Origin of the sequence: Microbispora sp. ZYX-F-249 (genome assembly GCF_039649665.1) — a bacterium.
Classification (GTDB): domain Bacteria; phylum Actinomycetota; class Actinomycetes; order Streptosporangiales; family Streptosporangiaceae; genus Microbispora; species Microbispora maris.
On sequence record NZ_JBDJAW010000052.1, the window covers coordinates 21,648 to 43,691 of the forward strand.

20 protein-coding genes are annotated in these 22,044 nt (G+C 71.1%); 16 read left to right on the forward strand and 4 right to left on the reverse strand.

What is annotated here, in order from left to right:
* Positions 1-38 precede the first annotated feature (38 nt).
* Entirely contained in the window at positions 39-2,840 is a 2,802-nt protein-coding gene (gene secA / locus AAH991_RS35800) for a preprotein translocase subunit SecA (RefSeq protein ID WP_346230380.1), read from the forward strand.
* Positions 2,841-2,905: 65 nt separating this feature from the next.
* On the opposite strand, the gene AAH991_RS35805 is transcribed toward secA, so the two are convergent.
* From AAH991_RS35805 to AAH991_RS35815, 3 genes are all read right to left on the reverse strand, one after another.
* The gene (locus AAH991_RS35805; protein ID WP_346230381.1) at positions 2,906-3,358 is read right to left on the reverse strand and encodes an Rv3235 family protein; all 453 of its coding nucleotides are present in this window, start codon (positions 3,356-3,358) and stop codon (positions 2,906-2,908) included.
* 262 nt (positions 3,359-3,620) lie between these two features.
* Complete coding sequence (locus tag AAH991_RS35810) at positions 3,621-4,955, reverse strand: PTS transporter subunit EIIC (RefSeq protein ID WP_346230382.1); 1,335 nt, start codon at positions 4,953-4,955, stop codon at positions 3,621-3,623.
* Positions 4,956-4,983: 28 nt separating this feature from the next.
* Positions 4,984-5,724 (reverse strand): GntR family transcriptional regulator, encoded by a 741-nt coding sequence (locus AAH991_RS35815; RefSeq protein WP_169982841.1) that lies wholly within the window; start codon positions 5,722-5,724, stop codon positions 4,984-4,986.
* 152 nt (positions 5,725-5,876) lie between these two features.
* On the opposite strand from AAH991_RS35815, the gene AAH991_RS35820 reads away from it, so the two are divergent.
* The 12 genes from AAH991_RS35820 to AAH991_RS35875 all read left to right on the forward strand — a co-directional run bounded on the left by AAH991_RS35820 (position 5,877) and on the right by AAH991_RS35875 (position 16,550).
* The gene (locus AAH991_RS35820; protein ID WP_346230383.1) at positions 5,877-6,911 is read left to right on the forward strand and encodes an SIS domain-containing protein; all 1,035 of its coding nucleotides are present in this window, start codon (positions 5,877-5,879) and stop codon (positions 6,909-6,911) included.
* Positions 6,912-6,929: 18 nt separating this feature from the next.
* Positions 6,930-7,166, forward strand: coding sequence for a PTS sugar transporter subunit IIB (locus AAH991_RS35825; protein ID WP_030509331.1), 237 nt, complete (start codon positions 6,930-6,932; stop codon positions 7,164-7,166).
* 79 nt (positions 7,167-7,245) lie between these two features.
* On the forward strand, positions 7,246-7,692 hold the full coding sequence (locus tag AAH991_RS35830; RefSeq protein WP_346230384.1) for a PTS sugar transporter subunit IIA: 447 nt from the start codon (positions 7,246-7,248) through the stop codon (positions 7,690-7,692).
* Positions 7,692-8,327 carry an HAD family hydrolase gene (locus AAH991_RS35835; RefSeq protein WP_346230385.1) on the forward strand — a complete coding sequence of 212 codons (636 nt, stop codon included), beginning with the start codon at positions 7,692-7,694 and terminating at the stop codon, positions 8,325-8,327. The genes AAH991_RS35830 and AAH991_RS35835 overlap by 1 nt, the downstream gene beginning before the upstream one ends.
* 24 nt (positions 8,328-8,351) lie before the next feature.
* Positions 8,352-8,609 (forward strand): HPr family phosphocarrier protein, encoded by a 258-nt coding sequence (locus AAH991_RS35840; protein ID WP_346230386.1) that lies wholly within the window; start codon positions 8,352-8,354, stop codon positions 8,607-8,609.
* Positions 8,610-8,647: 38 nt separating this feature from the next.
* Entirely contained in the window at positions 8,648-10,381 is a 1,734-nt protein-coding gene (ptsP, locus tag AAH991_RS35845; RefSeq protein ID WP_346230396.1) for a phosphoenolpyruvate--protein phosphotransferase, read from the forward strand.
* Positions 10,382-10,647: 266 nt separating this feature from the next.
* Positions 10,648-11,763, forward strand: coding sequence for a beta-N-acetylhexosaminidase (gene nagZ / locus AAH991_RS35850; protein ID WP_346230387.1), 1,116 nt, complete (start codon positions 10,648-10,650; stop codon positions 11,761-11,763).
* A gap of 55 nt (positions 11,764-11,818) precedes the next feature.
* A complete protein-coding gene (locus AAH991_RS35855; protein ID WP_346230388.1) occupies positions 11,819-12,490 on the forward strand; it encodes an HAD family hydrolase in 672 nt (223 codons plus the stop codon).
* Between the two features lie 30 nt (positions 12,491-12,520).
* The gene (locus AAH991_RS35860; protein WP_346230389.1) at positions 12,521-13,027 is read left to right on the forward strand and encodes a DUF6912 family protein; all 507 of its coding nucleotides are present in this window, start codon (positions 12,521-12,523) and stop codon (positions 13,025-13,027) included.
* A 51-nt stretch (positions 13,028-13,078) separates the two neighbouring features.
* Complete coding sequence (locus tag AAH991_RS35865) at positions 13,079-13,711, forward strand: HAD family hydrolase (RefSeq protein WP_346230390.1); 633 nt, start codon at positions 13,079-13,081, stop codon at positions 13,709-13,711.
* 361 nt (positions 13,712-14,072) lie between these two features.
* Positions 14,073-14,792, forward strand: coding sequence for an HAD family hydrolase (locus AAH991_RS35870; RefSeq protein ID WP_346230397.1), 720 nt, complete (start codon positions 14,073-14,075; stop codon positions 14,790-14,792).
* A 282-nt stretch (positions 14,793-15,074) separates the two neighbouring features.
* A complete protein-coding gene (locus AAH991_RS35875) occupies positions 15,075-16,550 on the forward strand; it encodes an SMP-30/gluconolactonase/LRE family protein (protein WP_346230391.1) in 1,476 nt (491 codons plus the stop codon).
* Positions 16,551-16,567: 17 nt separating this feature from the next.
* Here the strand turns inward: AAH991_RS35875 and AAH991_RS35880 are convergent, their stop codons facing one another.
* Positions 16,568-18,115, reverse strand: a complete 1,548-nt coding sequence (locus tag AAH991_RS35880) for a penicillin-binding transpeptidase domain-containing protein (RefSeq protein ID WP_346230392.1) — start codon at positions 18,113-18,115, stop codon at positions 16,568-16,570.
* A gap of 108 nt (positions 18,116-18,223) precedes the next feature.
* Here AAH991_RS35880 and AAH991_RS35885 point away from each other — a divergent pair, with 108 nt between their 5' ends.
* The 3 genes from AAH991_RS35885 (at position 18,224) to AAH991_RS35895 (ending at position 22,031) form a co-directional block, all read left to right on the forward strand.
* Positions 18,224-19,171 carry a LysR family transcriptional regulator gene (locus tag AAH991_RS35885; RefSeq protein WP_346230393.1) on the forward strand — a complete coding sequence of 316 codons (948 nt, stop codon included), beginning with the start codon at positions 18,224-18,226 and terminating at the stop codon, positions 19,169-19,171.
* On the forward strand, positions 19,168-20,055 hold the full coding sequence (locus AAH991_RS35890; RefSeq protein ID WP_346230394.1) for a serine hydrolase: 888 nt from the start codon (positions 19,168-19,170) through the stop codon (positions 20,053-20,055). The genes AAH991_RS35885 and AAH991_RS35890 overlap by 4 nt, the downstream gene beginning before the upstream one ends.
* 62 nt (positions 20,056-20,117) lie before the next feature.
* The gene (locus tag AAH991_RS35895; protein WP_346230395.1) at positions 20,118-22,031 is read left to right on the forward strand and encodes an acetoacetate--CoA ligase; all 1,914 of its coding nucleotides are present in this window, start codon (positions 20,118-20,120) and stop codon (positions 22,029-22,031) included.
* Positions 22,032-22,044 lie beyond the last annotated feature (13 nt).

Sequence of the window (22,044 nt, forward strand, 5' to 3'; positions counted from 1 at the left end):
GATCGGCCGGGGTAGACCTGCGAGGAGCTTTACTAAAAGTGCCAGCCATTCTCGACAAGATCCTTCGCGCCGGCGAAGGCAAGACTCTGCGGAAGCTCAAGCGCATCGCCGAGCAGGTCAACTCCATCGAAGAGGACTTCACGAGCCTGTCCGACGCCGAGCTCCGCGCGCTGACCGCCGAGTACAAGCAGCGCCACGCCGAGGGCGAGTCCCTCGACGACCTGCTGCCGGAGGCGTTCGCGACCGTCCGCGAGGCCGCTCGCCGGGTCCTCGGGCAGCGCCACTTCGACGTGCAGCTCATGGGTGGCGCCAACCTGCACATGGGCAACATCTCCGAGATGCGCACCGGTGAGGGCAAGACCCTCACCTGTACCCTTCCCGCGTACCTGAACGCCATCTCCGGCAAGGGCGTCCACGTCGTCACGGTCAACGACTACCTGGCCAAGCGCGACGCCGAGACCATGGGCCGGGTCCACCGCTTCCTCGGCCTGGAGGTCGGCGTCATCCTGGCGAACATGTCGCCGGAGGAGCGCCGCAAGCAGTACAACGCCGACATCACGTACGGCACGAACAACGAGTTCGGCTTCGACTACCTCCGCGACAACATGGCGTGGTCCAAGGAGGAGTGCGTCCAGCGCGGCCACAACTTCGCCATCGTGGACGAGGTCGACTCGATCCTGATCGACGAGGCCAGGACTCCGCTCATCATCTCCGGCCCGGGTGAGCAGTCGGGCAAGTGGTATCAGGAGTTCGCCAAGATCGTGCCGCGGCTGCGGCGCGGCACCGAGGGCAAGGACGGCGAGGAGAGCACCGGCGACTACGTCGTCGACGAGAAGAAGCGCACCGTCGGCATCCTCGAGGCGGGCGTGGAGAAGGTCGAGGACTGGCTCGGCATCGACAACCTCTACAAGCCCGAGCACACCCACCTCGTGCAGTTCCTCAACAACGCGCTCAAGGCCAAGGAACTGTTCAAGAAGGACAAGGACTACATCGTCGTCGACGGCGAGGTCCTGATCGTCGACGAGTTCACCGGGCGCGTCCTGCACGGCCGCCGCTACAACGAGGGCATGCACCAGGCCATCGAGGCCAAGGAAGGCGTGAAGATCAAGGACGAGAACCAGACTCTCGCCACGATCACCCTCCAGAACTACTTCCGCCTCTACGAGAAGCTCGCCGGCATGACCGGTACGGCCGCCACCGAGGCCAACGAGTTCCACCAGACCTACAAGCTGGGCGTCGTCCCGATCCCGACGAACCGGCCGATGGTCCGCAAGGACCAGCCCGACGTCGTCTACAAGACCGAGGACGCCAAGTTCCAGGCGTGCGTCGAGGACATCAAGGCGCGCTACGAGAAGGGCCAGCCGGTCCTCGTCGGCACCACCAGCGTCGAGAAGTCCGAGAAGCTGTCGCGGATGCTCAAGCGCCAGGGCGTGCCCCATGAGGTGCTGAACGCGAAGAACCACGCCCGTGAGGCCGCGATCGTCGCCGAGGCGGGCCGTAAGGGCGCGGTCACCGTGGCGACCAACATGGCCGGTCGAGGCACCGACATCATGCTCGGCGGCAACCCCGAGTTCCGCGCCGACCTCGAGCTTCAGCAGCGCGGCCTGTCGCCCTCCGAGACTCCGGAGGAGTACGAGAAGGCCTGGCCCGAGGCGCTGGAGAAGGCGAAGGAGGCCGTCAAGGCCGAGCACGAGGAGGTCACCGAGGCCGGCGGCCTCTACGTGCTGGGCACCGAGCGGCACGAGTCGCGGCGCATCGACAACCAGCTCCGCGGTCGTTCCGGCCGTCAGGGCGACCCCGGCGAGTCGCGCTTCTACCTCTCGCTCGAGGACGACCTCATGCGGCTGTTCAACTCGGCCCGGGTCGAGATGATCATGACGCGGCTCAACATCCCGGACGACGTGCCGATCGAGTCGGGGATGGTGTCCAAGGCCATCGCCTCCGCGCAGCACCAGGTCGAGCAGCAGAACTTCGAGATCCGCAAGAACGTCCTGAAGTACGACGAGGTGATGAACCGCCAGCGCACGGTCATCTACGCCGAGCGGCGGCGGGTGCTGGAGGGCGCCGACCTGCACGAGCAGGTCCGCACCTTCGTCACCGACGTCATCGACGACTACGTCAAGGGCGCCACCGCGGAGGGCTTCGCCGAGGAGTGGGACCTCGAGAAGCTGTGGAAGGCGTTCGGCCAGCTCTACCCGATCTCCTTCACCGTCGACGAGCTCATCGAGCGGATCGGCGGCGACCGGGAGGAGCTGACGGCGGAACTCATGGCCGAAAAGGTCAAGGAGGACGCGCTCGCGGCCTACGACCGCCGCGAGGAGCAACTCGGCTCCGAGGCGATGCGCGAGCTGGAGCGCCGGGTCATCCTCTCCGTGCTCGACCGCAAGTGGCGCGAGCACCTCTACGAGATGGACTACCTCCAGGAGGGCATCGGCATGCGCGCCTATGCCCAGAAGGACCCGCTGATCGAGTACCAGCGCGAGGGCTACGAGATGTTCTCCGCGATGCTCGACGGCATCAAGGAGGAGTCGGTCGGCTACCTGTTCAACCTCGAGGTCGAGGTGCAGGCCAACCCGATCGTCGAGGAGAACGCCGAGGACGACACGACGCTCTCCGAGACCGGTTCGATCATCGCCCGGGCGCTGCGGCAGCCGTCGCGGCCGACGGAGATGGTCTACAGCGCGCCGGGCGAGAGCGGCGACGTGGAGGTCAGCCGGGTGCGGTCGACCCCCGAGCAGCGCGCCGCCTACGGCGACACCGAGCGCAACGCGCCCTGCCCCTGCGGGTCGGGCAAGAAGTACAAGCGCTGCCACGGTGACCCGCGCAACCAGCAGGCGTGACCTGACCTGAGAACGGACCCCGCCGGGCCTGCCCGGCGGGGTCCTTCGCGTCATGGGGGTCCCGGTCACGCGGTCTCGAACTCGGTGACCAGCCACTGCACGCCCTGGCGCTCCAGCCGTACGGCGAGCACGTGGCTGCGCGGCCCGCAGTGGACGAGCAGGCACATCTCGATCGCGCCGTCGCGGGGGCGCTGCACATGGGGAAGCCCCGTCAGCGGCGGCCGCTCGGCGTCGATCATCTTCCCGGCCCGGACCAGTTCGCGGTAGGCCCGCTCGGTGAGCCGCCCGGCGACCGTCTCCGGGGGCCTGCGGCCCGCCAGGACTTCCGCGAGTGCCTGGCCGAGCCCCCGCAGGCGGCGCTCGTCCGTTGGCGTGCCCGTACGGCGCGGGACCGGGGCCAGGGCGAGCGCGCCGTACGTGCCGGGGCGCGTGATGCGGCCGCCGCCGTCGCGTTCGTCGTACGGCGGGTCGGCCGGGGGGACGGACGCGAGCCGTGGCAGGGGGACGGGCTTGGGCATCGGGACTCCGCTCTCGTGCGCCGTGAACCTGACGCCTAATAGAGGTTGCGGTCATCCCTCCTGATACGGGACACGCCAACTTTGCCGAATGGCGGGCCTTTGTGCCGCCGTTCGTCCGGGAAATCCCCTCGGGTTGGCGTGATCCCTTTGGATTCGCGCATGGTCCGATCGGTGATTAACGGCATCCGCAACCGCGGGAAACACAACAGGGGCGCCCGGGATCACCGGGCGCCCCTGTCTCCCTGAGAGGGGACGTGACGCGTCAGGCGCGGGCTCGCGCCGTCTCGGCGCTCTCCCCGGAGTCCACGTCGGGCTCGGGTTCGCGGCCGGGCGTCATGATGTTCAGCTTCTTGATGAGGAAGCTGAAGATCACGTAGTAGAGGACGAAGTAGACGACGCCGATCAGCATGATCAGCAGGAAGTTGTGCGTGTTGTCCTTGGACGCGTTGAGGCCGGCGTCGATCAGGCCCGCGGAGAACCCGAAGCCGAGCCGTCCGTCCAGAGCGGCGACCACGGCCATCGAGACGCCGGTGAGCAGCGCGTGCACCCCGAACAGGATCGGGGCCACGAAGATGAACGCGAACTCGATCGGCTCGGTGATGCCGGTGACGAAGGAGATCAGGGCAGAGGAGAGCATGATGCCGCCGACCGTGGCGCGGCGGTGCGGCGGGGCGGCCCGCCACATGGCGATCGCGGCGGCCGGCAGGCCGAACATCATGACCGGGAAGAAGCCCGCCATGAAGGCTCCGGCGCCGTCCTGACCGGCGAAGTAGCAGTTCAGGTCGCCCGCGGCCTGGGTCGCGCCGACGGTGCACTCCGGCACGGTGAACCAGACGATCGAGTTGACGAAGTGGTGCAGACCGAAGGGGATGAGGCCCCGGTTCACGATCCCGTAGATGCCCGCACCGAGCGTCGAGTGAGTGGCGAGCCAGTCGCCGAAGTTGCTCAGGCCCTGCCCGATGGGCGGCCAGATCAGGCCGAAGATCACACCGAGGATGAGCCCGGCGAGCGCGGTGAGGATCGGCACGAAACGGCGGCCGCCGAAGAAGGCCAGGTAGGCGGGCAGCTTCGTCCGATAGAAGCGCTGCCACAGGATGGCCGTGACGATTCCCATGAGGATGCCGCCGAGCACTCCGGTCGGGTTGGCCGACGCGAGGTTGAGCGCTTCGGCCGGCTTGCCGTCCGCTCCCACGACGGTCTGCGCCACCTTCGTGTGCACCGCCGAGTCCGCGGAGGCGTCGAAGAACATCAGGTGGGTGACCCGGTCCCAGACGAGGTAGCCGACCACGGCCGCCAGGGCGGTCGAGCCGTCGGCGCGCCGGGCGAAACCGATCGCGACACCGACCGCGAACAGCAGCGGCAGCGCGTCGAACAGGGCGCCGCCGGCGTTGGCGATGACATGAGCGATCTTGTCGAGAGCGGCGTTGTCCGTGCGGCCGAGGAGGTCGTCCTGGCCGATCCGGAGCAGGATCGCCGCGGCGGGCAGCGCCGCGATCGGGAGCATCAGCGAGCGGCCGATACGGGACAGCGCGGTCATCACCGCGTTCTGGTTCGAGGGTGCCGCGGGCAGGCCCGCGTCGGCGGAGGTGGAACTCATCGGGTGTTCCTCCAGGGTGGGGGGACTACTAGAGGCGTCTGGCCGGGGCTCCGAGGAGCGTCCGGAGCTGGTAGCGGTCGGCGCGATAGGTGGAGACGCCGAGTTCGGCGCAGACCCCGCCGGCGAAGGACCGGCGCTGCAGCAGCAGCACGGCCCCGCCCCGGGGCAGTTTGAGCAGGTCGGCGTCGCTCGGATCGGCGACGCCGCCGTCGATGGTCAGCTCCCCGGCGTCCATGACGAGTCCGTAGCGCGACTCGAGCAGGGAGTACAGGGATCGTCCGGTCAGGTCGTAGGTGTCGAGATCGGGCGCGAGCGCGACCGGGATGTGGGCGCGCTCGATGCTCAGCGGTTCCCCGTCCGCCGTGCGCAGCCGCTCGATGAAGTGGACGGCGTCTCCCGGCTGGATGCCGAGCTGCCGCGCGAGGTGGGCACTGGCCCGGACCACCCGCCGGTCCAGGTCACGGGAGCCCGGCTCCATGCCGCGCGCCCGCATGTCGTCGGTGAAGGAGGTGAGTTGAAGCGCCAGCTCGATTTTCGGCCGGGCCACGAACGTGCCCTTGCCGGGGACCCGGTGCAACCGGCCCTCGGACACCAGGTGGTCGACGGCCTGCCGTACCGTCATACGGGACAGGTCGTAACGCTGGCTCAGGTCACGCTCGGAGGGGATCGCCGCGCCGATCGGCAGCTCGTTGCTCTCGATGAGGTCGAGCAGGATCTCCCGCAGCTGGAAATACTTGGGCACCGGGCTGTCCGGATCGATCTGGGCCACTGATCCTCCCCTCTCGCTCTGGATCGTCCGAATAAGTTAAGGTTCTTACTGGTCTAGTCCGGACTAGACCACAGCCGGGAAATGTGTGTCAATGTATGGGCCGGCGACGGATCGATAACGGACAAATCTCGCCAAGCAAGGGATGATCATCGATGACGACCAGAATGCGCGGTGAGATCGCCGAGCAGCCCGCGGCGATCCGGGCGACGCTGGACGCCCTCCTCCCGAGGACCGGCGACGTCGAGGCGGTCGCGCGCGGCACCCGCCACCTGCTGTTCGTGGCCCGCGGCACCTCGGACAACGCGGCGGTCTACGGCCGCTACCTGATCGAGTCGCGGGCGGGCCGGATGGCCGCGATGGGCGCGCCCTCCGTCGCCACCACCTACCGCCGCAGGCTCGATCTCGACGGGGTGCTGGCCGTGGGCCTGTCCCAGTCCGGCCGTACGGAGGAGATCGTCGAGACCCTCCAGTGGGCGAAGGACTGCGGCGCGAAGACCGTCGCGATCACCAACGGCGGCGAGGAGTCGCCGCTGGCCCAGGCCGCCGACCTCGCGCTGTGCACGCTCGCCGGCGAGGAGAAGGCCGTCCCGGCCACGAAGACCTACACGACCCAGCTCGCGGCGCTGGCCGTGCTCGCGATCGGCCTCGGCGCCGACGTGGACCCCGACGACCTGCGCCGGGTGCCGGACGCGGTGGAGAAGCTGGTCTCCGACCCCGGGGACCTGGACGCCGTGGTCGAGGGCCTGGCCGACAAGCCCGGCGTCGTCGTCTCCGGCCGCGGCCTGGCGTTCTCGACCGCGCTGGAGCTGGCGCTCAAGCTCAAGGAGGCGTGCTACCTGCACGCCATGGGCCTGTCGTACGCCGATCTGCTGCACGGCCCGATCGCGGTCGTGGACGCCGAGACCCCGGCGATCCTGGTGGCGGCGGGGCAGGGCCCGACACTGGCGGGCACGGTCGCGCTGGCCGAGCGGGTCACCGGCGCGGGCGCCGCAGCCTTCGGCGTCGGGGGTGGCGAACGGCTCGCCGCCGCCTCGACCGCCGCACTGAACGGTCCGGACCTGCCCGAGTGGGTGGCCCCGTTGGGACTCATCGTCCCCGGGCAGTTGCTCACCGAAGCGCTCGCGCGCAGGCTCGGAATCGACCCCGATTCCCCCCGCGGTCTGAAGAAGGTCACCCAGACCGACTGAACAACAGGAGGATCCCCCATGGCTGCAGACGCCGAGGCGATCATCGCCGGGCTCGGTGGCGCCGACAACATCATCGAGGTGGAGCCGTGCATCACCCGGCTGCGCACCGAGGTGCACGATGCCTCCAAGGTGGACCAGGCCGCGCTCAAGGCGGCCGGCGCCCACGGAGTGATGGCGGCGGGCAACGTCGTCCAGGTCGTGGTGGGCCCCGAGGCCGACACCATCGCCAGCGACATCGAGGACATCATCGGCTGACCGGGAGGTCACGGCAGGTCCGCCGGTATCCGGCGGACCTATCGGTGACGCCTGCCCGGTCCCAGGAAAGGGCGCTTCATTGACGACTGTTCTCGCCCCGGTCGCGGGGGCGGCCATCGGCCTGGCCGCCGTGCCGGATCCGGTGTTCTCCCAGGCGATGGTCGGTCCGGGCAGGGCGATCGACCCCGTACGCGGGCCCGTCGAGGCCGTGGCCCCGATCAGCGGCACGATCGTGAAACTGCACCCGCACGCGTACGTCGTGGTGGGGGACGACGGCAGGGGCGTGCTGGTGCATCTCGGCATCGACACCGTGCAGCTCAAGGGCGAGGGCTTCCGCCTGCTCGCGGCCGAGGGGGACCGCGTCGGCGCGGGGCAGCCGGTCGTGGCCTGGAACCCCGCGGCGGTCGAGGCCGGCGGCCGCTCGCCGGTCTGCCCGGTGGTGGCGCTCGACGCGCCGGCGGACGCGGTGGGGAAGGTCGCCGAGGGCGGCGTGAACGCGGGCGACGCGCTGTTCGAGTGGTCGTGATGGAGGCGGCTCTCTTCGACCTCGACGGCACACTGATCAACACGGAGATCCGCAGTCTGGCTCTGTGGCGGATGCTCCTGGACAACCACGGGATCACCTATGACGAGACGTCGCTGCGGCGCGTCATGGGCCGTCGCGGGGTGGACGTCGTGCCCGAGGTGCTGCCCGGGACGGATCCGGAGGTCGTGATGGAGGAGATCCGCTCCTACTACGACCATCCGGACCTGCCCGGCATCGTGCCGGTCCCGGGGGCGGCCGAGCTGGTGTCGCGGGTCGCGGAGCAGGGGGCTCCGCTGGCCCTGGTCACCTCGGCCCAGCGCTGGTGGGCGGTGGAACGGCTCACCGACATCGGCGTCGTGGAGGTGGTACGGACCATCGTGTCCGCCGAGGACGTGAGCGTGGGCAAGCCCGACCCGTCCGGATATCTCCTGGCGGCCGACCTGCTCCAGGTGGACCCGGCGAAGTGCGTGGTGTTCGAGGACTCGCTCGCCGGGATCGCGGCGGCCCGGGCCGCGGGTATGACCTGCGTTGCGGTGGCCACCACCCATCATCCGGATGAACTGTCGCACGCGGATCTGGTAATCCCCGATATGTCGGGTATTGACTGGCCCTTGACGGAACTACCGGCGGTCTAGACCACCGCCCCAAGAGGAGGAAACGTGGCCGAACGCACAGTCAGCGTCACGTCCGAGGTCGGTCTGCACGCCCGGCCGGCGGCGACGTTCGTGCAGACCGCGGCGAAGGTGCCCTTCGACGTCACCATCGCCAAGGCGGGCGGCGCGCCGGTGAGCGCGAAGAGCATCCTGTCGGTCCTGGCGCTCGACGTACGGCAGGGGGAGTCGATCGTCATCAGCGCGGACGGCGAGGGCGCCGAAGAGCTGCTCGACGAGCTCGCCCAGATCGCCTCGGCACCCTGACGCCGATGGACGGGCGCGAGACGACGGGGACGACGGGGATGACGGCGGGGGACGACGACGGCACTGTGCTTGCCGGCACTGTGCTTGCCGGCACTGTGCTCGCCGGCACGGGGGTCAGCCCCGGCGCCGGGTACGGCCCGGCCCATGTGCTCGTGGGAGAGATCCCCGAGCCCGACAAGGACGCCCGCCACGACGGCGACGCCGCCGCCGAGCGCGCCCGTGCCGAACGGGCGGTCGAGGAGGTGGCCGCCGACCTGGAGGCGCGCGGCGCCAGGGCCGGCGGCGAGGCCCGGGAGGTGCTCGGCGCGCAGGCGCTGATCGCCCGCGACCCGAGCCTGGCCATGGAGGTCGGCGAGCTCGTCGACCGCGGCGTGGCCGCCCCGCGTGCCGTCTTCGACGCGTTCGGCAAGTATCGGGACCTGCTCGCGGCGGCCGGCGGCTACCTGGCCGAGCGCGTGGCCGACCTCGACGACATCCGCGACCGGGTGATCGCCGTGCTCACCGGCCTGCCCATGCCAGGCGTGCCGACCGGCGCCGACGAGCCGTTCGTGCTCGTCGCCAAGGACCTCGCCCCGGCCGACACCGCGCTGCTGTCGAAGGACGTGGTCGCCGCGTTCGTCACCGAGCAGGGCGGGCCGACCAGCCACACCGCGATCCTCGCCCGCTCGATGGGCGTGCCCGCCGTCGTGGGCTGCGCCGGCGCGACCGCGATCGGCCCCGGCACCCCCGTGCTGGTCGACGGCGCCTCGGGGCAGGTGCTGCTCGCGCCCGGCTCGGCCCGCGTTGCCGAGGCCCGCGCCGCCGACGAGGCACGGCGCGCGGCGCTCTCGGCGGCCACCGGCCCGGGCGCGACCGCCGACGGCCACCCCGTGCCCCTGCTGGCCAACATCGGCGGCCCCCGCGACCTGGAGAGCGCGCTGGCCAACGGCGCCGAGGGCGTCGGCCTCTACCGCACCGAGTTCCTCTTCCTCGACCGCGAGACCGCGCCGTCGGCGAGCGAGCAGGAGGAGGCCTACCGGGCGGTGTTCGAGGCGTTCCCGGAGGGCCGGGTGGTGGTGCGCACGCTCGACTCCGGCGCCGACAAGCCGCTGGCGTTCCTGCCGCCTCCGGAGGAGGAGCCGAACCCGGCGCTCGGCGAGCGCGGCCTGCGCATGTTCCGCCGGTATCCCGAGATCATGACCGCCCAGCTGGGCGCGCTGGCCGGGGCCGCGGCGGGGACCTCGGCCAAGGTCCAGGTCATGGCGCCCATGGTGGCCACAGTGGAGGAGGCCGAGTGGTTCGCCGAGGCCTGCCGTACGGCGGGACTCGACGACGCGGGCATCATGATCGAGGTGCCGTCGGCGGCGCTGCGGGCGGCGGACCTCATCCGGGCGGTCGGCTTCTTCTCGATCGGGACCAACGACCTCACGCAGTACGCGCTCGCGGCCGACCGCCAGGTCAGCGCCGTCGCCGGGCTGCAGGACCCGTGGCATCCGGCGGTGCTCGACCTGATCGCGATGGCGGCCTCGGCGGCCTCCGCGGCGGGCAAGGGCTGCGGTGTCTGCGGCGAGGCCGCGGCCGATCCGGTGCTCGCCTGCGTGCTCGTCGGCATGGGGGTCACCTCGCTGTCCATGGGCGCCCCCGCGCTGCCCTGGGTGCGCGCGGCCCTGTCGCGGCACACGCTCGCGCAGTGCCGGGACGCCGCCGCCGCGGCGCGCTCGGCCACCTCGGCGCAGGAGGCCAAAGCGGCCGCCCGCGTGCGGCTGCCGGGCCTGGACGCGCTCGCGCTCTGACTCCCCGGCATGCCGGTTCCCGGCCCGGTCGCTGCCGGGGCACGGATACGGTAAAGAACGTGCCACGAATCAGACACGGTGTCGTCATGCTCGCCCTTCTCGCGACCGGGTGCTCGTCCGTGTCCCCCGCGGCCGTGTCCCCGGCGTCTGTGCCACCCACGTCGGTGCCACCGAAGTCCGGGTCATCGGCGGCGCCGTCGCCATCGCCATCGCCATCGCCCGCGGCCCGGCCCTCCGGTGACCGGGCCGAGCGGACGCTCGCGGCGATGAGCCTGCGGGACAAGGTCGCGCAGCTGTTCACCATCGTGGTCTGGGGCCCGAAGGCCGGGGCGGCGAGCAAGGAGAACGAGGCGCGGTACGGCGTGGCGACGCCGGCGGAGGTGGTGGAGAAGTTCCGCCCCGGCGGAGTGATCCTGTTCGACTGGGCGGGCAACGTCTCCGGCGCGGAGCAGGTGGCCGCGCTCACCACCGGCCTGCGTGAGGCGGCGGCCAGGTCGGGCGAGGCGCCGCTGATGATCGGTGTGGACCAGGAGAACGGCCTGGTCTCCCGGCTCAAGCCGATCGTCACCAAGCTTCCCGGCGCGTCGCAGATCGGCGCGACCGGCAAGACCGCGAACGCGCGCGACGTCGCCAAGGTGACCGGTGCGGAGCTGCGCGATCTCGGCATCTCGCTCGACTTCGCGCCGGTCGCCGACGTCAACATCAACCCCCGCAACCCCGTCATCGGCCCCCGCGCGTACGGCTCCGACCCGAAGAAGGTGGCCGCGATGGTCGGGGCGGCCGTCGACGGCTTCCACGCGGCGGGCGTGGCCTCGGTCGCCAAGCACTTCCCCGGCCATGGGGACACCTCGGTCGACAGCCACACGGGCCTGCCGGTCATCAGGCACTCGAAGACGCAGTGGCGGAAGCTGGACGCGCCGCCGTTCCGCACGGCGATCGAGCACGGTGTCGACGCGATCATGTCGGCGCACGTGGTGATGCCGAAGCTGGACCCGTCGGGCGACCCCGCGACGCTGTCCCCCCGCATCCTCACCGGCCTGCTTCGCGAGGAGCTCGGCTTCGACGGTGTCATCAGCACCGACGCGCTCGACATGGCCGGGGTGCGGAAGAAGTACGGCGACACCGAGGTCGCCGTACGGGCCGTCCTCGCCGGGGCCGACATCCTCCTCATGCCGCCTAACCTGCCCAAGGCGTACGACGCGGTCCTCGACGCGGTGAAGTCGGGACGAATCTCCGAGCGCAGGATCGACGAGTCGGTGCTGCGGATCCTGCGGCTGAAGGACAAGCGCGGTGTCTTCGGCCCGATCCGCACCGACCCCGGCGCGCTGAAATCCGCCGCGCACCTCGAAATCGCCCATCGCGTCTTCGCCGCCGCCGGATGACCAGGCGGGCGGGCCGGGCGGCCTAGTATTTGAGGCACGTCGGCTGGGAGGCGCGGTGCTCAAGGGTGTGCTGATCGACTGGGGCGGGGTTCTGACCACGAGCCTGGCCGAGTCCGTCGCGGAGTGGATCGAGGCGGACCGGATCGACCCCCGGCACTACCGGGAGGTGATGCGCGCCCTGGTCGCGCAGGCGTACCGGGCGGGCGCCGAGCCCGGCGCGGAGAACCCGATCCACGCGCTGGAGCGGGGCGAGATCCCCGTCCTCGAGTTCGAGCGCGACCTGGCGGCACGGCTGGTGACCCTCGACGGCGGGCCGCCGGAGGCCGACGGCCTGCTGGCCCGGATGTTCGCCGGTTTCCGGCCGGTCGAGGAGATGAACGACATGCTGCGCCTGGCCCGCGCGGCCGGTTTCAGCACCTGTCTGCTGTCCAACTCCTGGGGCGACCACTACACGCGTGAGGGCTGGGAGGCCATCTTCGACGCGGTCGTCATCTCGGGCGAGGTCGGCATGCGCAAGCCCGAGGAGCGGATCTTCCACCACGCGCTCGGACTGCTGGGGCTGGAGCCGGGACAGTGCGTGTTCGTCGACGACATCGAGGCGAACATCCTGGCCGCCCGCGCGATCGGCCTGGTCGGCGTCCACCACGACGAGCCCGCGGCGACCATCGCCGAGCTGGAGCGCCTGTTCGGCCTGCCTCTCCGCGAGACCGGCACCGCCCGCCTGTAGCCCGAACCATAGAACCGAGTCGAGGAACGCATGCGCGTGTATCTGCCGTCCACGATTCCCGCGCTGGCGCGCGTCGTCGCCGCGGGAGAGCTGGGCCCGGCCCCGCTGACCGGCTTCGCGGTCACCCCCGCTCTGATCGAGTGGTACGTCTCCGGGGACACCGAGGAGCTGGAGTACGTCGCGCTGACCGAGGCCGCCCGGGCCTCCCTGCGCATGCTGGCCGCCGATCGCAAGGACGGCGTCGAGGTGGCCGCGCGGCGGATCGTGATCGCGGCGGATGTGCCCGACGAGACCGTGAAGGCCGGCGCCGACCTGGAGGAGCGCGCCCGCGTGCGGGTGCTGGAGCCGGTCCCGCTGCGGCTGGTCGCCGCGGTGCACGTGGACGACACGGACGCCGCGCCCGACGTGGAGGCGGCGATCGCCGCGCTGCCGGCGGCCGACACCGGGGACGACGACGCGCGGTTCGTCGTGGACGGTGTGGAGGACCACGAACTGCTGTGGTACGCCACGCAGGAGATCCCGGATCTGCTCACCTGACCCACGGCGTTCATGGATCTGTCACACCCGGCGTCTAAGCTGGGAGGCGAGATGACACACATTGTTTGGGACTGGAACGGCACGCTCTTCCACGACATCGACGCCGTCGTCGGCGCGACCAACGAGCTCTTCCAGTCGTACGGCCTCGGGCCGTACGACGCGGAGGGCTTCCGCGAGGTGTACACCCGCCCCATCTGGGTGGCGTACGAGCGGATGCTCGGCCGGCCGCTCAGGGAGGGCGAGTGGGAGCTGCTCGACGCGGGCTTCCACGATCACTACCACCGGCTGATGGAGGCGTGCAGCCTCGCCGAGGGCGCGCTGTCGAGCCTGCGCGCCTGGGAGGAGTCGGGCCGCACGCAGTCGCTGCTGTCCATGTGGGGGCACGAGCGGCTGGTCCGCAAGACCGGCGAGTTCGGCATCGACGGCCACTTCACCCGGATCGACGGCTCGCGCTCGGCGACCGGCGGCCACAAGGCCGAGCACATGGTCGAGCACCTGCGCGCGCTCGGTGTCGACTCGGCGAAGGTCGTCGTCATCGGCGACAGCGTGGACGACGCCCACGCGGCCCGGCACGTCGGCGCCCGCGCGATCCTCTACACCGGCGGCATGACCAGGCGGTCGGAGCTGGAGGGCGTCGGCGTGCCCGTGGTCGACTCGCTGGCCGACGCCCTCGACCTCGTCTGACCCCCCTCCAGGGCGTGATCTTGTAGTTTGTCGCAGACACCTGGCCTGAGCTGGGGGTCTTTCTTCCGTGATCTTGCACTGCTTTGGTCGCATGTGCCGTTGACCTGCGCCTTCATCGTTCGTGATCAAGCAATTGCAAGGTCGTGAACCGTGTCTGCTCTGCTCGGCGGTCGTTGTGGCGCGCCCTGTGCAAGATCACGGAGTGCGGGAGGCCAGGTAGGCGGCCCTGCGTGCGACAAACTGCAAGATCACGGAGGGTGTCAGGTCAGGTCATCGCACATCGCTGCGACAAATTGCAAGATCACGGGGGGAGGGGTCGTACGCTGGGGGCGATTCCTACCGCACCCCCACGGAGGCCGCGATCAACCGCCTCGTTCTCTGGAACGTCGACCTCACGCTCGTCGACGTCGCCATCGTCACCCGTGACGCCTACGCGGACGCGTTCCGGCGGGTGACGGGGCGGCCGCTGGTGAAGCTCGCCCCGGCGCTCGGCCGCCCCGATTCGGAGATCATCTTCGAGACGCTGGCCGTCAACGGCATCGCCGTCGAGGACGATCACCTGCCCAGGTTCATCGACGCGCTGGCCGTCAGCTTCGCGGAGCGGCGGGGGCGGCTGGCCAAGGACGGCCGTGCGCTGCCCGGAGCAAAGGACGCGCTCAAGGCCGTCTCCCGCCTCGACGGCGTCGTTCAGTCGGTGCTCACCGGCACCATCAAGAGCAACGCCGTGCACAAGCTCAAGGCGTTCGGGCTGGACAAGTGGATCGACGTCGAGGTGGGCGGCTACGGTGAGGAGGTTTACCCGAAGGCCACCCTGCTGCAGGTGGCCCAGGGCCGGGCGAAGGCCGGGTACGGCGTCGCCTTCACCGCCGGCAACACCGTGCTCATCGGCGACTCCACCCGTGACGTCCAGGCGGCGAAGATCGGCGGCGCGGCCATGATCGCGGTGGCGTCGGGCCGGTCCACGACCGCCGAGTTGCAGGAGGCGGGCGCCGACATCGTGCTGCCCGACCTGTCCAACCCCTCCGAGGTCGTCGCCGCCGTCGCCCGCCTCACCACCCCGGCCGACCGTACGGCGCGCTGAACGTTTCAGTGCCGCGGCTGGGATCCTTTCCGCCGCCGATCGGCTCGCCGGTTGGGCGGGCGCCCGCGTTCGCCCAGGCTGAGGCGGCTCCCGGCGCGACGTGCGACCGGGTCACCACGGCAATGAGGAACACGCCGGGTCCTGCACCGCGGACGGCGTATCTGGGGACCGCCTACTCGGTCGCTTAATTTCGGAACGCGCGGCCGCTGTGCGCCGCGTGGCGTGCCGGTCGGCTCCGTCCCGGCCGGCAGTCGCCCGTCGTCGTCCCCGAAAGGACTCCTGATGAGACGAAGTCTCGCCACCGTCGCGGCCACCGGACTGGCCGCCGCGCTGGTCGCCGCCGGTGGAGCCGCGATGACGACGACGCCGGCCGCGGCCGCCGCCGGGTGCAAGGTGACCTACAAAATCGTGAATCAATGGGGCAGCGGCTTCCAGGGCGACGTTGCCATCACCAACCTCGGCGACCCCGTCGGCAGCTGGAAGCTGGAGTTCGACTTCCCCGACTCAGGCCAGAAGATCGCGTCCGGCTGGAACGCCACCTGGACGCAGTCCGGCACCCACGTGACCGCCACCAGCATGTCCTACAACGGTTCCATCCCCACCAACGCCACGGCCAGTGGCATGGCGTTCACCGCCAACCTCACCGGCGCCAACCCCGTGCCCACCACGTTCTGGCTCAACGGCGTCATGTGCAGCGGTCCCGTGACCCTCAGCCCCAGCCCCAGCCCCACTCCGAGCCCGAGCCCGAGCCCGAGCCCCAGCCCGAGCGCGTCGCCGAGCCCGAGCCCAAGCCCAAGCCCGAGTGTCACCCCCACAGCGGGCACGCCGCGCCCCGGCGTCGGGCCGTGCACGCCGGGCGCGACCTACCCCAACCCGCTGCCGTCGTCGTCGGTGACCGCCACCAAGATCCGGGACGGGTTCAACTTCCTGGAAGGCCCGGTCTGGGACTCCGCCACCCAGACCCTGCTGCTGTCGCTCATGCGTGACGGCACCGGGTCGGAGAACGTCCAGCCCTCGGACGTCCTGCGGTTCACCGAGCCGAACACCTTCGAGACCTTCATTCCCAACGCCGGCAGCAACGGCCTCGCCCTCACCCGGGACGGCGGCACGCTGCTGGCCGCGACACACGACCAGCGCAGCGTCTCCTCCTTCCACCTGCCCGACCGGACACGCGGCGTGGTCGTCTCCTCCTACCAGGGCCGCGCCTTCAACTCGCCCAATGACCTCACCGTCGGCGCCGACGGCACCGTCTACTTCACCGACCCCGACTTCCAGCGCGCCAACCGGCCCGACCAGATGTCCGGCCGTACGGGCGTGTTCCGGGTCAAGAACAACGTCGTCTCGCTGATCGACGACACCATCCGGGAGCCGAACGGCATCGTGCTGTCCCCCGACGGCAAGACGCTCTACGTCGGCGGCAACGGCACGGGCCGGATCTACAAGTGGCCCGTCAACTCCGACGGCAGTGTCGGCGCCCGCTCCGACTTCGCGTCACTGAACGGTTCGGACGGCGCGACCATCGACTGTGCCGGCAACCTCTACCAGGCCTCCTTCAACGACGGCAAGGTCCACGTGTACGCGCCGTCCGGCGCGCAGCTCGGCACCATCTCCGCCGGGCTCAACAGCACCAACGTCGCCTTCGGCGGCCCTGACGGTCAGACGCTGTACATCACCTCGGGCACACCCTCCCGCGGCGGGAACAGCGGCAACTTCGGCCTCTACCGCGTCCGGCTGAACGTCCCCGGCTGGCCGTACTGAGCGTTCCGTACCGAACGTCACAGCGCGTTGAGGAAGCGGGCGGCGACGGGGGCGGCGACCTGCGCCCCGGTCCCGCCGCCCTCGACCACGACGGCGAAGGCCAGGTCGCCCTTGTAGCCGATGAACCACGAGTGCGTGGGCGGGTTCTCACCGTCCTTGGCCGAGCCGTACTCGGCCGTCCCGGTCTTGCCGGCCGTGCCCGCGGGGAAGGAGACGCCGCTCGCCGTGCCCTCGCTGACGACGGCGGGCATGAGGCGGCGCAGCGCGGACACCACCGCGGGCTCCAGCGTGCGCGGGGGCGTGCCGCCCTCGGGGACGAGCGAGGCCGGGACCAGCCGGGGCTGCCGCCAGGTGCCGGCGGCGACGGCGCCGGCGACCGCGGCCATGTTCAGCGGGCTGGCCAGGACGCGGCCCTGGCCGATGGCGGCGGACGCGAGATCGGTGGCGTCGTGCGGCGCGGGGAAGGCGGCGTCCACGGCAGGCACGCCGATCTTGATGCTGGCGCCGAACCCGAAGTCGGCGGCCACCTTGGACAGGCGGTCGGCGCCCAGGCGTCGCACCGCCATGTCGCCGAACGTCGTGTTGCACGAATGGGCGAAGGCGTCGATGAAGCGCAGCGTGCCGTAGTCGTGGAACTCGGCGTTGTGGAACGGGAAGCCGCCGATCGTCTTCTCGGCCGGGCATTCGACGGTCTGATTGGGCGTGACGCCTCCGGCGGCCAGGGCCGACGCGGTCACGATCTTGAAGGTGGACCCGGGCGGGTACGCGCCGAGCAGGGCGCGGTTGTAGCCGCCCGGCTTGTTGACCGCCGCGAGGACCTCGCCCGTGGACGGGCGCAGCGCGACGAGCGAGGCGGGCTTGTCCACGCCCTCCAGAGCCTGCGCCCCCGCCCGGTGGACCCGCAGGTCGAGCGTGGTCGGCAGCGGCTTGCCGGGTTTCGCGCCGCCCTCGGCGAGCGTCACCACCTTCGAACCCGTCCGGGCGTCCACCAGATCGGCCCGGGCGGACGCGGTGCCGTTCAGGCGGGAGCCGTACTGCTCGCGCAGCCCCTCCACGATCTGCTGCACCGAGCCGGGGGTCCCGGGTGTGTCGATGCGGGTGCCGTCGGCGGCCGTGACGGGGGCGCGCTCGGCGGGCACCGTGGTGAGCTTCGCCCGCAGGTCGCGGGTCAACCGGGGGTGGACCGCCGCCGGGGTCCAGGCCACCTTCCAGGAACGGTCGCGCTCGATCAGCCGCAGCCTCCCGTCATAGGAGACGGGCAGCGGGCCGGTCAGCCGGGCCCGGAACCGTACGGTCTCCTCCTGAACGGCCGTCACCTGGAAACGCTGCCCGGTGAGCTTCAGGTCGTCGTGGAACCGGCGGTAGGTGCTTTCGAAGCCGGCCGGCGGATCGGCGGTGAGCACGCGCATCGCCGCGTAGTCCGAGCGTGACCATGCCGCGAGGAACTCCCGCGCGGTCTCCTCCGGTGAGCCCTTCGTGCGCAGCAGCCACACGGTGGCCCCCGCGGCCACCACCGGCACGAGCACCGCCGCCGTTATCCATGGCCGGCGCCTCCGCTCTCGCATGCGTCCCCCTTCGAATCGAGTGCCCGCCAAGAGCAGCAGATGCGCCGGGAGTATGTCCAATATGGATATCAACGTGCTTCATGTGCAGTTCGGATATGCTCCAAGCTCGTGGACCTTGTCCGGCATCTCGGCTACTTCCTCGTCGTCACGGAAGAGCTGCATTTCGGGAACGCGGCCGCGCGGCTGGGGATGGCCCAGCCGCCGCTGAGCCAGCGCATCAGGCGTCTGGAGGAGGAACTGGGCGTGCGCCTGTTCGAGCGGTCGAGCCGGCGGGTCGCGCTGACCGAGGCGGGCCGGCTGCTGGTGCCGGAGGCCCGTGAGATCGTCGCCCGGGTGGAGCGAATGCGCGATCTCATGTCCGACCTGGCGCGCGGCGACTCCGCCGTCGTGCGTGCGGGCGTTCCCGCCGATCTCGGCGCCGCCGTGCTCGCCGCGCTCATCGCGGGGTTTCGCGACCGCCGCCCCGACGTACGGCTGTCGCTGACGGAGATGGGCACGGCCGCGCAGGTCGCCGCGTTGCTGGAGGGCAGGCTCGACGTCGGTCTGCTGCGACATCCGGTCGCCGCGAACGGCCTGGCCTACGGGCCGGTGCTCGTCCGGCATCCGGGCGTCCTGCTGGCCGAGGGCGACGAGCTGACCGCCTGGGCGACCGTGCACCTCGGCGACCTGGCCGGGCGGGATCTGGTGCTGTTCCCCCGGGACGCCGAGCCCGGCCTGTACGACGACACGCTGGCCACCTGCCGCCGCGGCGGCTTCGTCCCCGCCGACATCATCTGCACCGACCGCGTGGAGTTCGCCCTCGGTCTGGTCCTGTCCGGCACGGCCGTCGCGTTCGGCGTCCCCGCGGACATGCCGGGCGTGGTGTGGCGGCCCCTCGCGGGCACCCCCCTGGCCTGGCGCTGCACCCCGGCCTGGCGGGCCGAGCCGGGCCCGTACGTGCGGGACTTCACGGCCGTGGCCGTGCAGGTGCTGAAAGGCAGCGCCGGCATGGTGGACGAAGGCGCTCCGCCTCCGCCGCGGGTTGCGCCGCGCCCGGCGACCGGATTCCTCGCATGAACCCCGCGCCGAACCCCGTGGAGCGGGTGTTCCGCAACGCCGGTGTCAGCGGGTGGCTGCACGCCGTCGACATCGACAGCGGGCGCGAGGTGGGCCTGCGGGCCGACGAGCCGGTGGTGCTCGCGTCGGTCTTCAAGGTGCCCCTGCTGCTCGAACTGCACCGCCAGGCCGAGCGCGGGCTGCTCGACCTCGCCGAGCGCGTCCGGGTGACGTCCGCGGACCGTACGGGCGGGGGCACCGGGCTGGCGGCGATGCTGGACGACGCCACGCTGTCGCTGCGCGACCTGGCGTACCTGATGATGGCCGTCAGCGACAACGCGGCGGCCGACGTGCTGCTCGCCCGGGTGGGCAGGGAGTCGGTCAACGCGCTGCTCGACGGCCTCGGGCTGACGGCGACCCGGGTGGTGCACGACTGCCGCGACATGCTCACCAGCCTGTGGGTGGACGCGGGAGTGGCCGACCAGGCCGCGGTGACCCAGGCATGCGCCGACCCCGAGGTGGTGGCGCGCCTGCGCGCGCTCGACCCGGCGCGGAGCAACCGGAGCACGCCGCGCGAGATGACGCGGCTGCTGGCCATGATCTGGCGGGACGAGGCGGCGGGGGAGGCCTCCTGCGCGGCGATCCGCCGCCTCATGGCGCTGCAGGTGTGGCCGCACCGGCTGGCCTCCGGTTTCCCGTTCGACGACGTCGCGGTCAGCGGCAAGACGGGCACGCTGCCGACGCTCCGCAACGAGGTCGGGGTGGTGGAGTATCCCGACGGCGGGCGCTACGCCGTGGCCGTGTTCACCCGGTCGCTCAGCACGGCGCAGAACCAGCCGCGCGCCGACGCCGCGATCGGGACCGCCGCCCGGACGGCGATCGACCAGCTCAGGACCCACATATGACAGAGCCTTTCTATGTGGGCGGGAAGGGTGACATGCGGCTCAAGCGTGGCCAAGATGGGGGCATGGTCGAGGAAGGCGCTCTGCTCTGGGAACCCACGCCCGACGTCGTACGCGCGGCTCGGATCACCCGTTACCTGGAACGACTGGGCCGCACGGGTGACTACGAGGACGTGTGGAAGTGGTCGGTCGAGTCGCCGGCCGACTTCTGGACATCGATATGGGACTACTTCGGTGTGGTCGGTACACGTGGTGACGGGCCCGTCATCCAGGGAACGATGCCGGACGCCGAATGGTTCGCGGGATCGGCCCTGAATTACGCGGAGAACGCCCTGCGCGGCCACCCCGGCCGGACGGCGGTGATTTTCCGCAACGAATCGGGCAGCCGCTGGCAGTACTCGCTCGGTGAGCTCCGTGAGGAGGTCGCCCGGGTCCGGGCCGGGCTCGTACGGCTGGGCGTCGGGCGTGGCGACCGGGTCGCCGCCTATGTTCCGAACATCCCCGAGGCCCTCATCGCCTTCCTGGCCACCGCCTCGCTCGGGGCGATCTGGTCCTCCTGCTCGCCCGACTTCGGCGCGCCCAGCGTGACCGACCGGTTCGCCCAGATCGAGCCGAAGGTGCTGGTCGCGGTGGACGGCTACCGCTATGGCGGCAAGGCGTACGACCGGTCGGCGGTGGTGCGCGAGATCGCCGGCAGGCTGCCGACGCTGGAGGCGACCGTCTGGATTCCCACCCTCGGCGCGGATGCGGGTGACGCCGGTCTGATCTGGGACGACCTGCGGGCGGAGACCGCGCCGCTGGAGTTCGAGCGGGTGCCGTTCGGCCATCCGCTGTGGGTGCTGTACTCGTCGGGCACCACCGGCCTGCCCAAGCCCATCGTCCACGGTCACGGCGGGATCGTCCTGGAGCACCTCAAGTCGCTGTCCTTCCACCAGGACCTCGGCGAGGGCGATGTGTTCTTCTGGTACACCACCACCGGCTGGATGATGTGGAACTACCTCATCGGCGGCCTGCTGGTGGGGTCCACCGTCCTGCTCTACGACGGCAGCGCGGCCCATCCCGACACCGGCGCGCTCTGGCGGCTGGCCGCCGAGGAGGGCGTGACCTACTTCGGCACCGGCGCGCCGTACATCACGGCGTCGATGAAGGCCGGGGTGAAGCCGGAGGGGCTGGAGCGGCTGCGCGGGATCGGCTCGACCGGCTCGCCGCTGCCGCCCGAGGGGTTCGCCTGGGTCTACTCCGACGTGAAGCCCGACGTGCAGCTCGGCTCGTTCTCCGGCGGCACCGACGTGTGCACCGGGTTCGTCGGCGCGGTGCCGCTGCTGCCGATCCGGGCCGGCGTCATCCCGTGCCGCTGCCTCGGCGCGTCCGTCGAGGCCTTCGACCCCTCGGGCTCCCCGGTAGTGGGCGAGGTGGGGGAGCTCGTCATCACCCGGCCGATGCCGTCCATGCCGGTCATGTTCTGGAACGACCCCTCGGGCGACCGCTACCGGGAGTCGTACTTCGCCGACTACCCGGGCGTCTGGCGGCACGGCGACTGGATCAAGATCCTCCCCGACGGCGGCTGCGTCATCTACGGCCGCTCCGACTCGACCCTGAACCGCGGCGGCGTGCGCATGGGCACCAGCGAGTTCTACCGCGTCGTGGAGCGCTTCGACGAGATCGCCGACAGCCTCGTCATCGACACCGGGCAGCTCGGCCAGGAGGGCAGGCTGCTGCTGTTCGTCACCCTCGCCGACGGCGTGTCCCTGTCGGACGACCTGGCGTCCCGCCTGCGCACGGCCCTGCGCACCGAGCTGTCGCCCCGGCACGTGCCCGACGAGATCCACGTCGTCCCCGGCATCCCGAGGACGCTGTCGGGCAAGAAGCTGGAGGTCCCCGTACGGAAGATCCTGCTCGGCACCCCGGTCGAGAAGGCCGCCAACCCCGACGCGATGGCCAACCCCGAGGTCCTCTCCCATTTCGCACCCGAGCGGTGAGGCCGTCTGTATA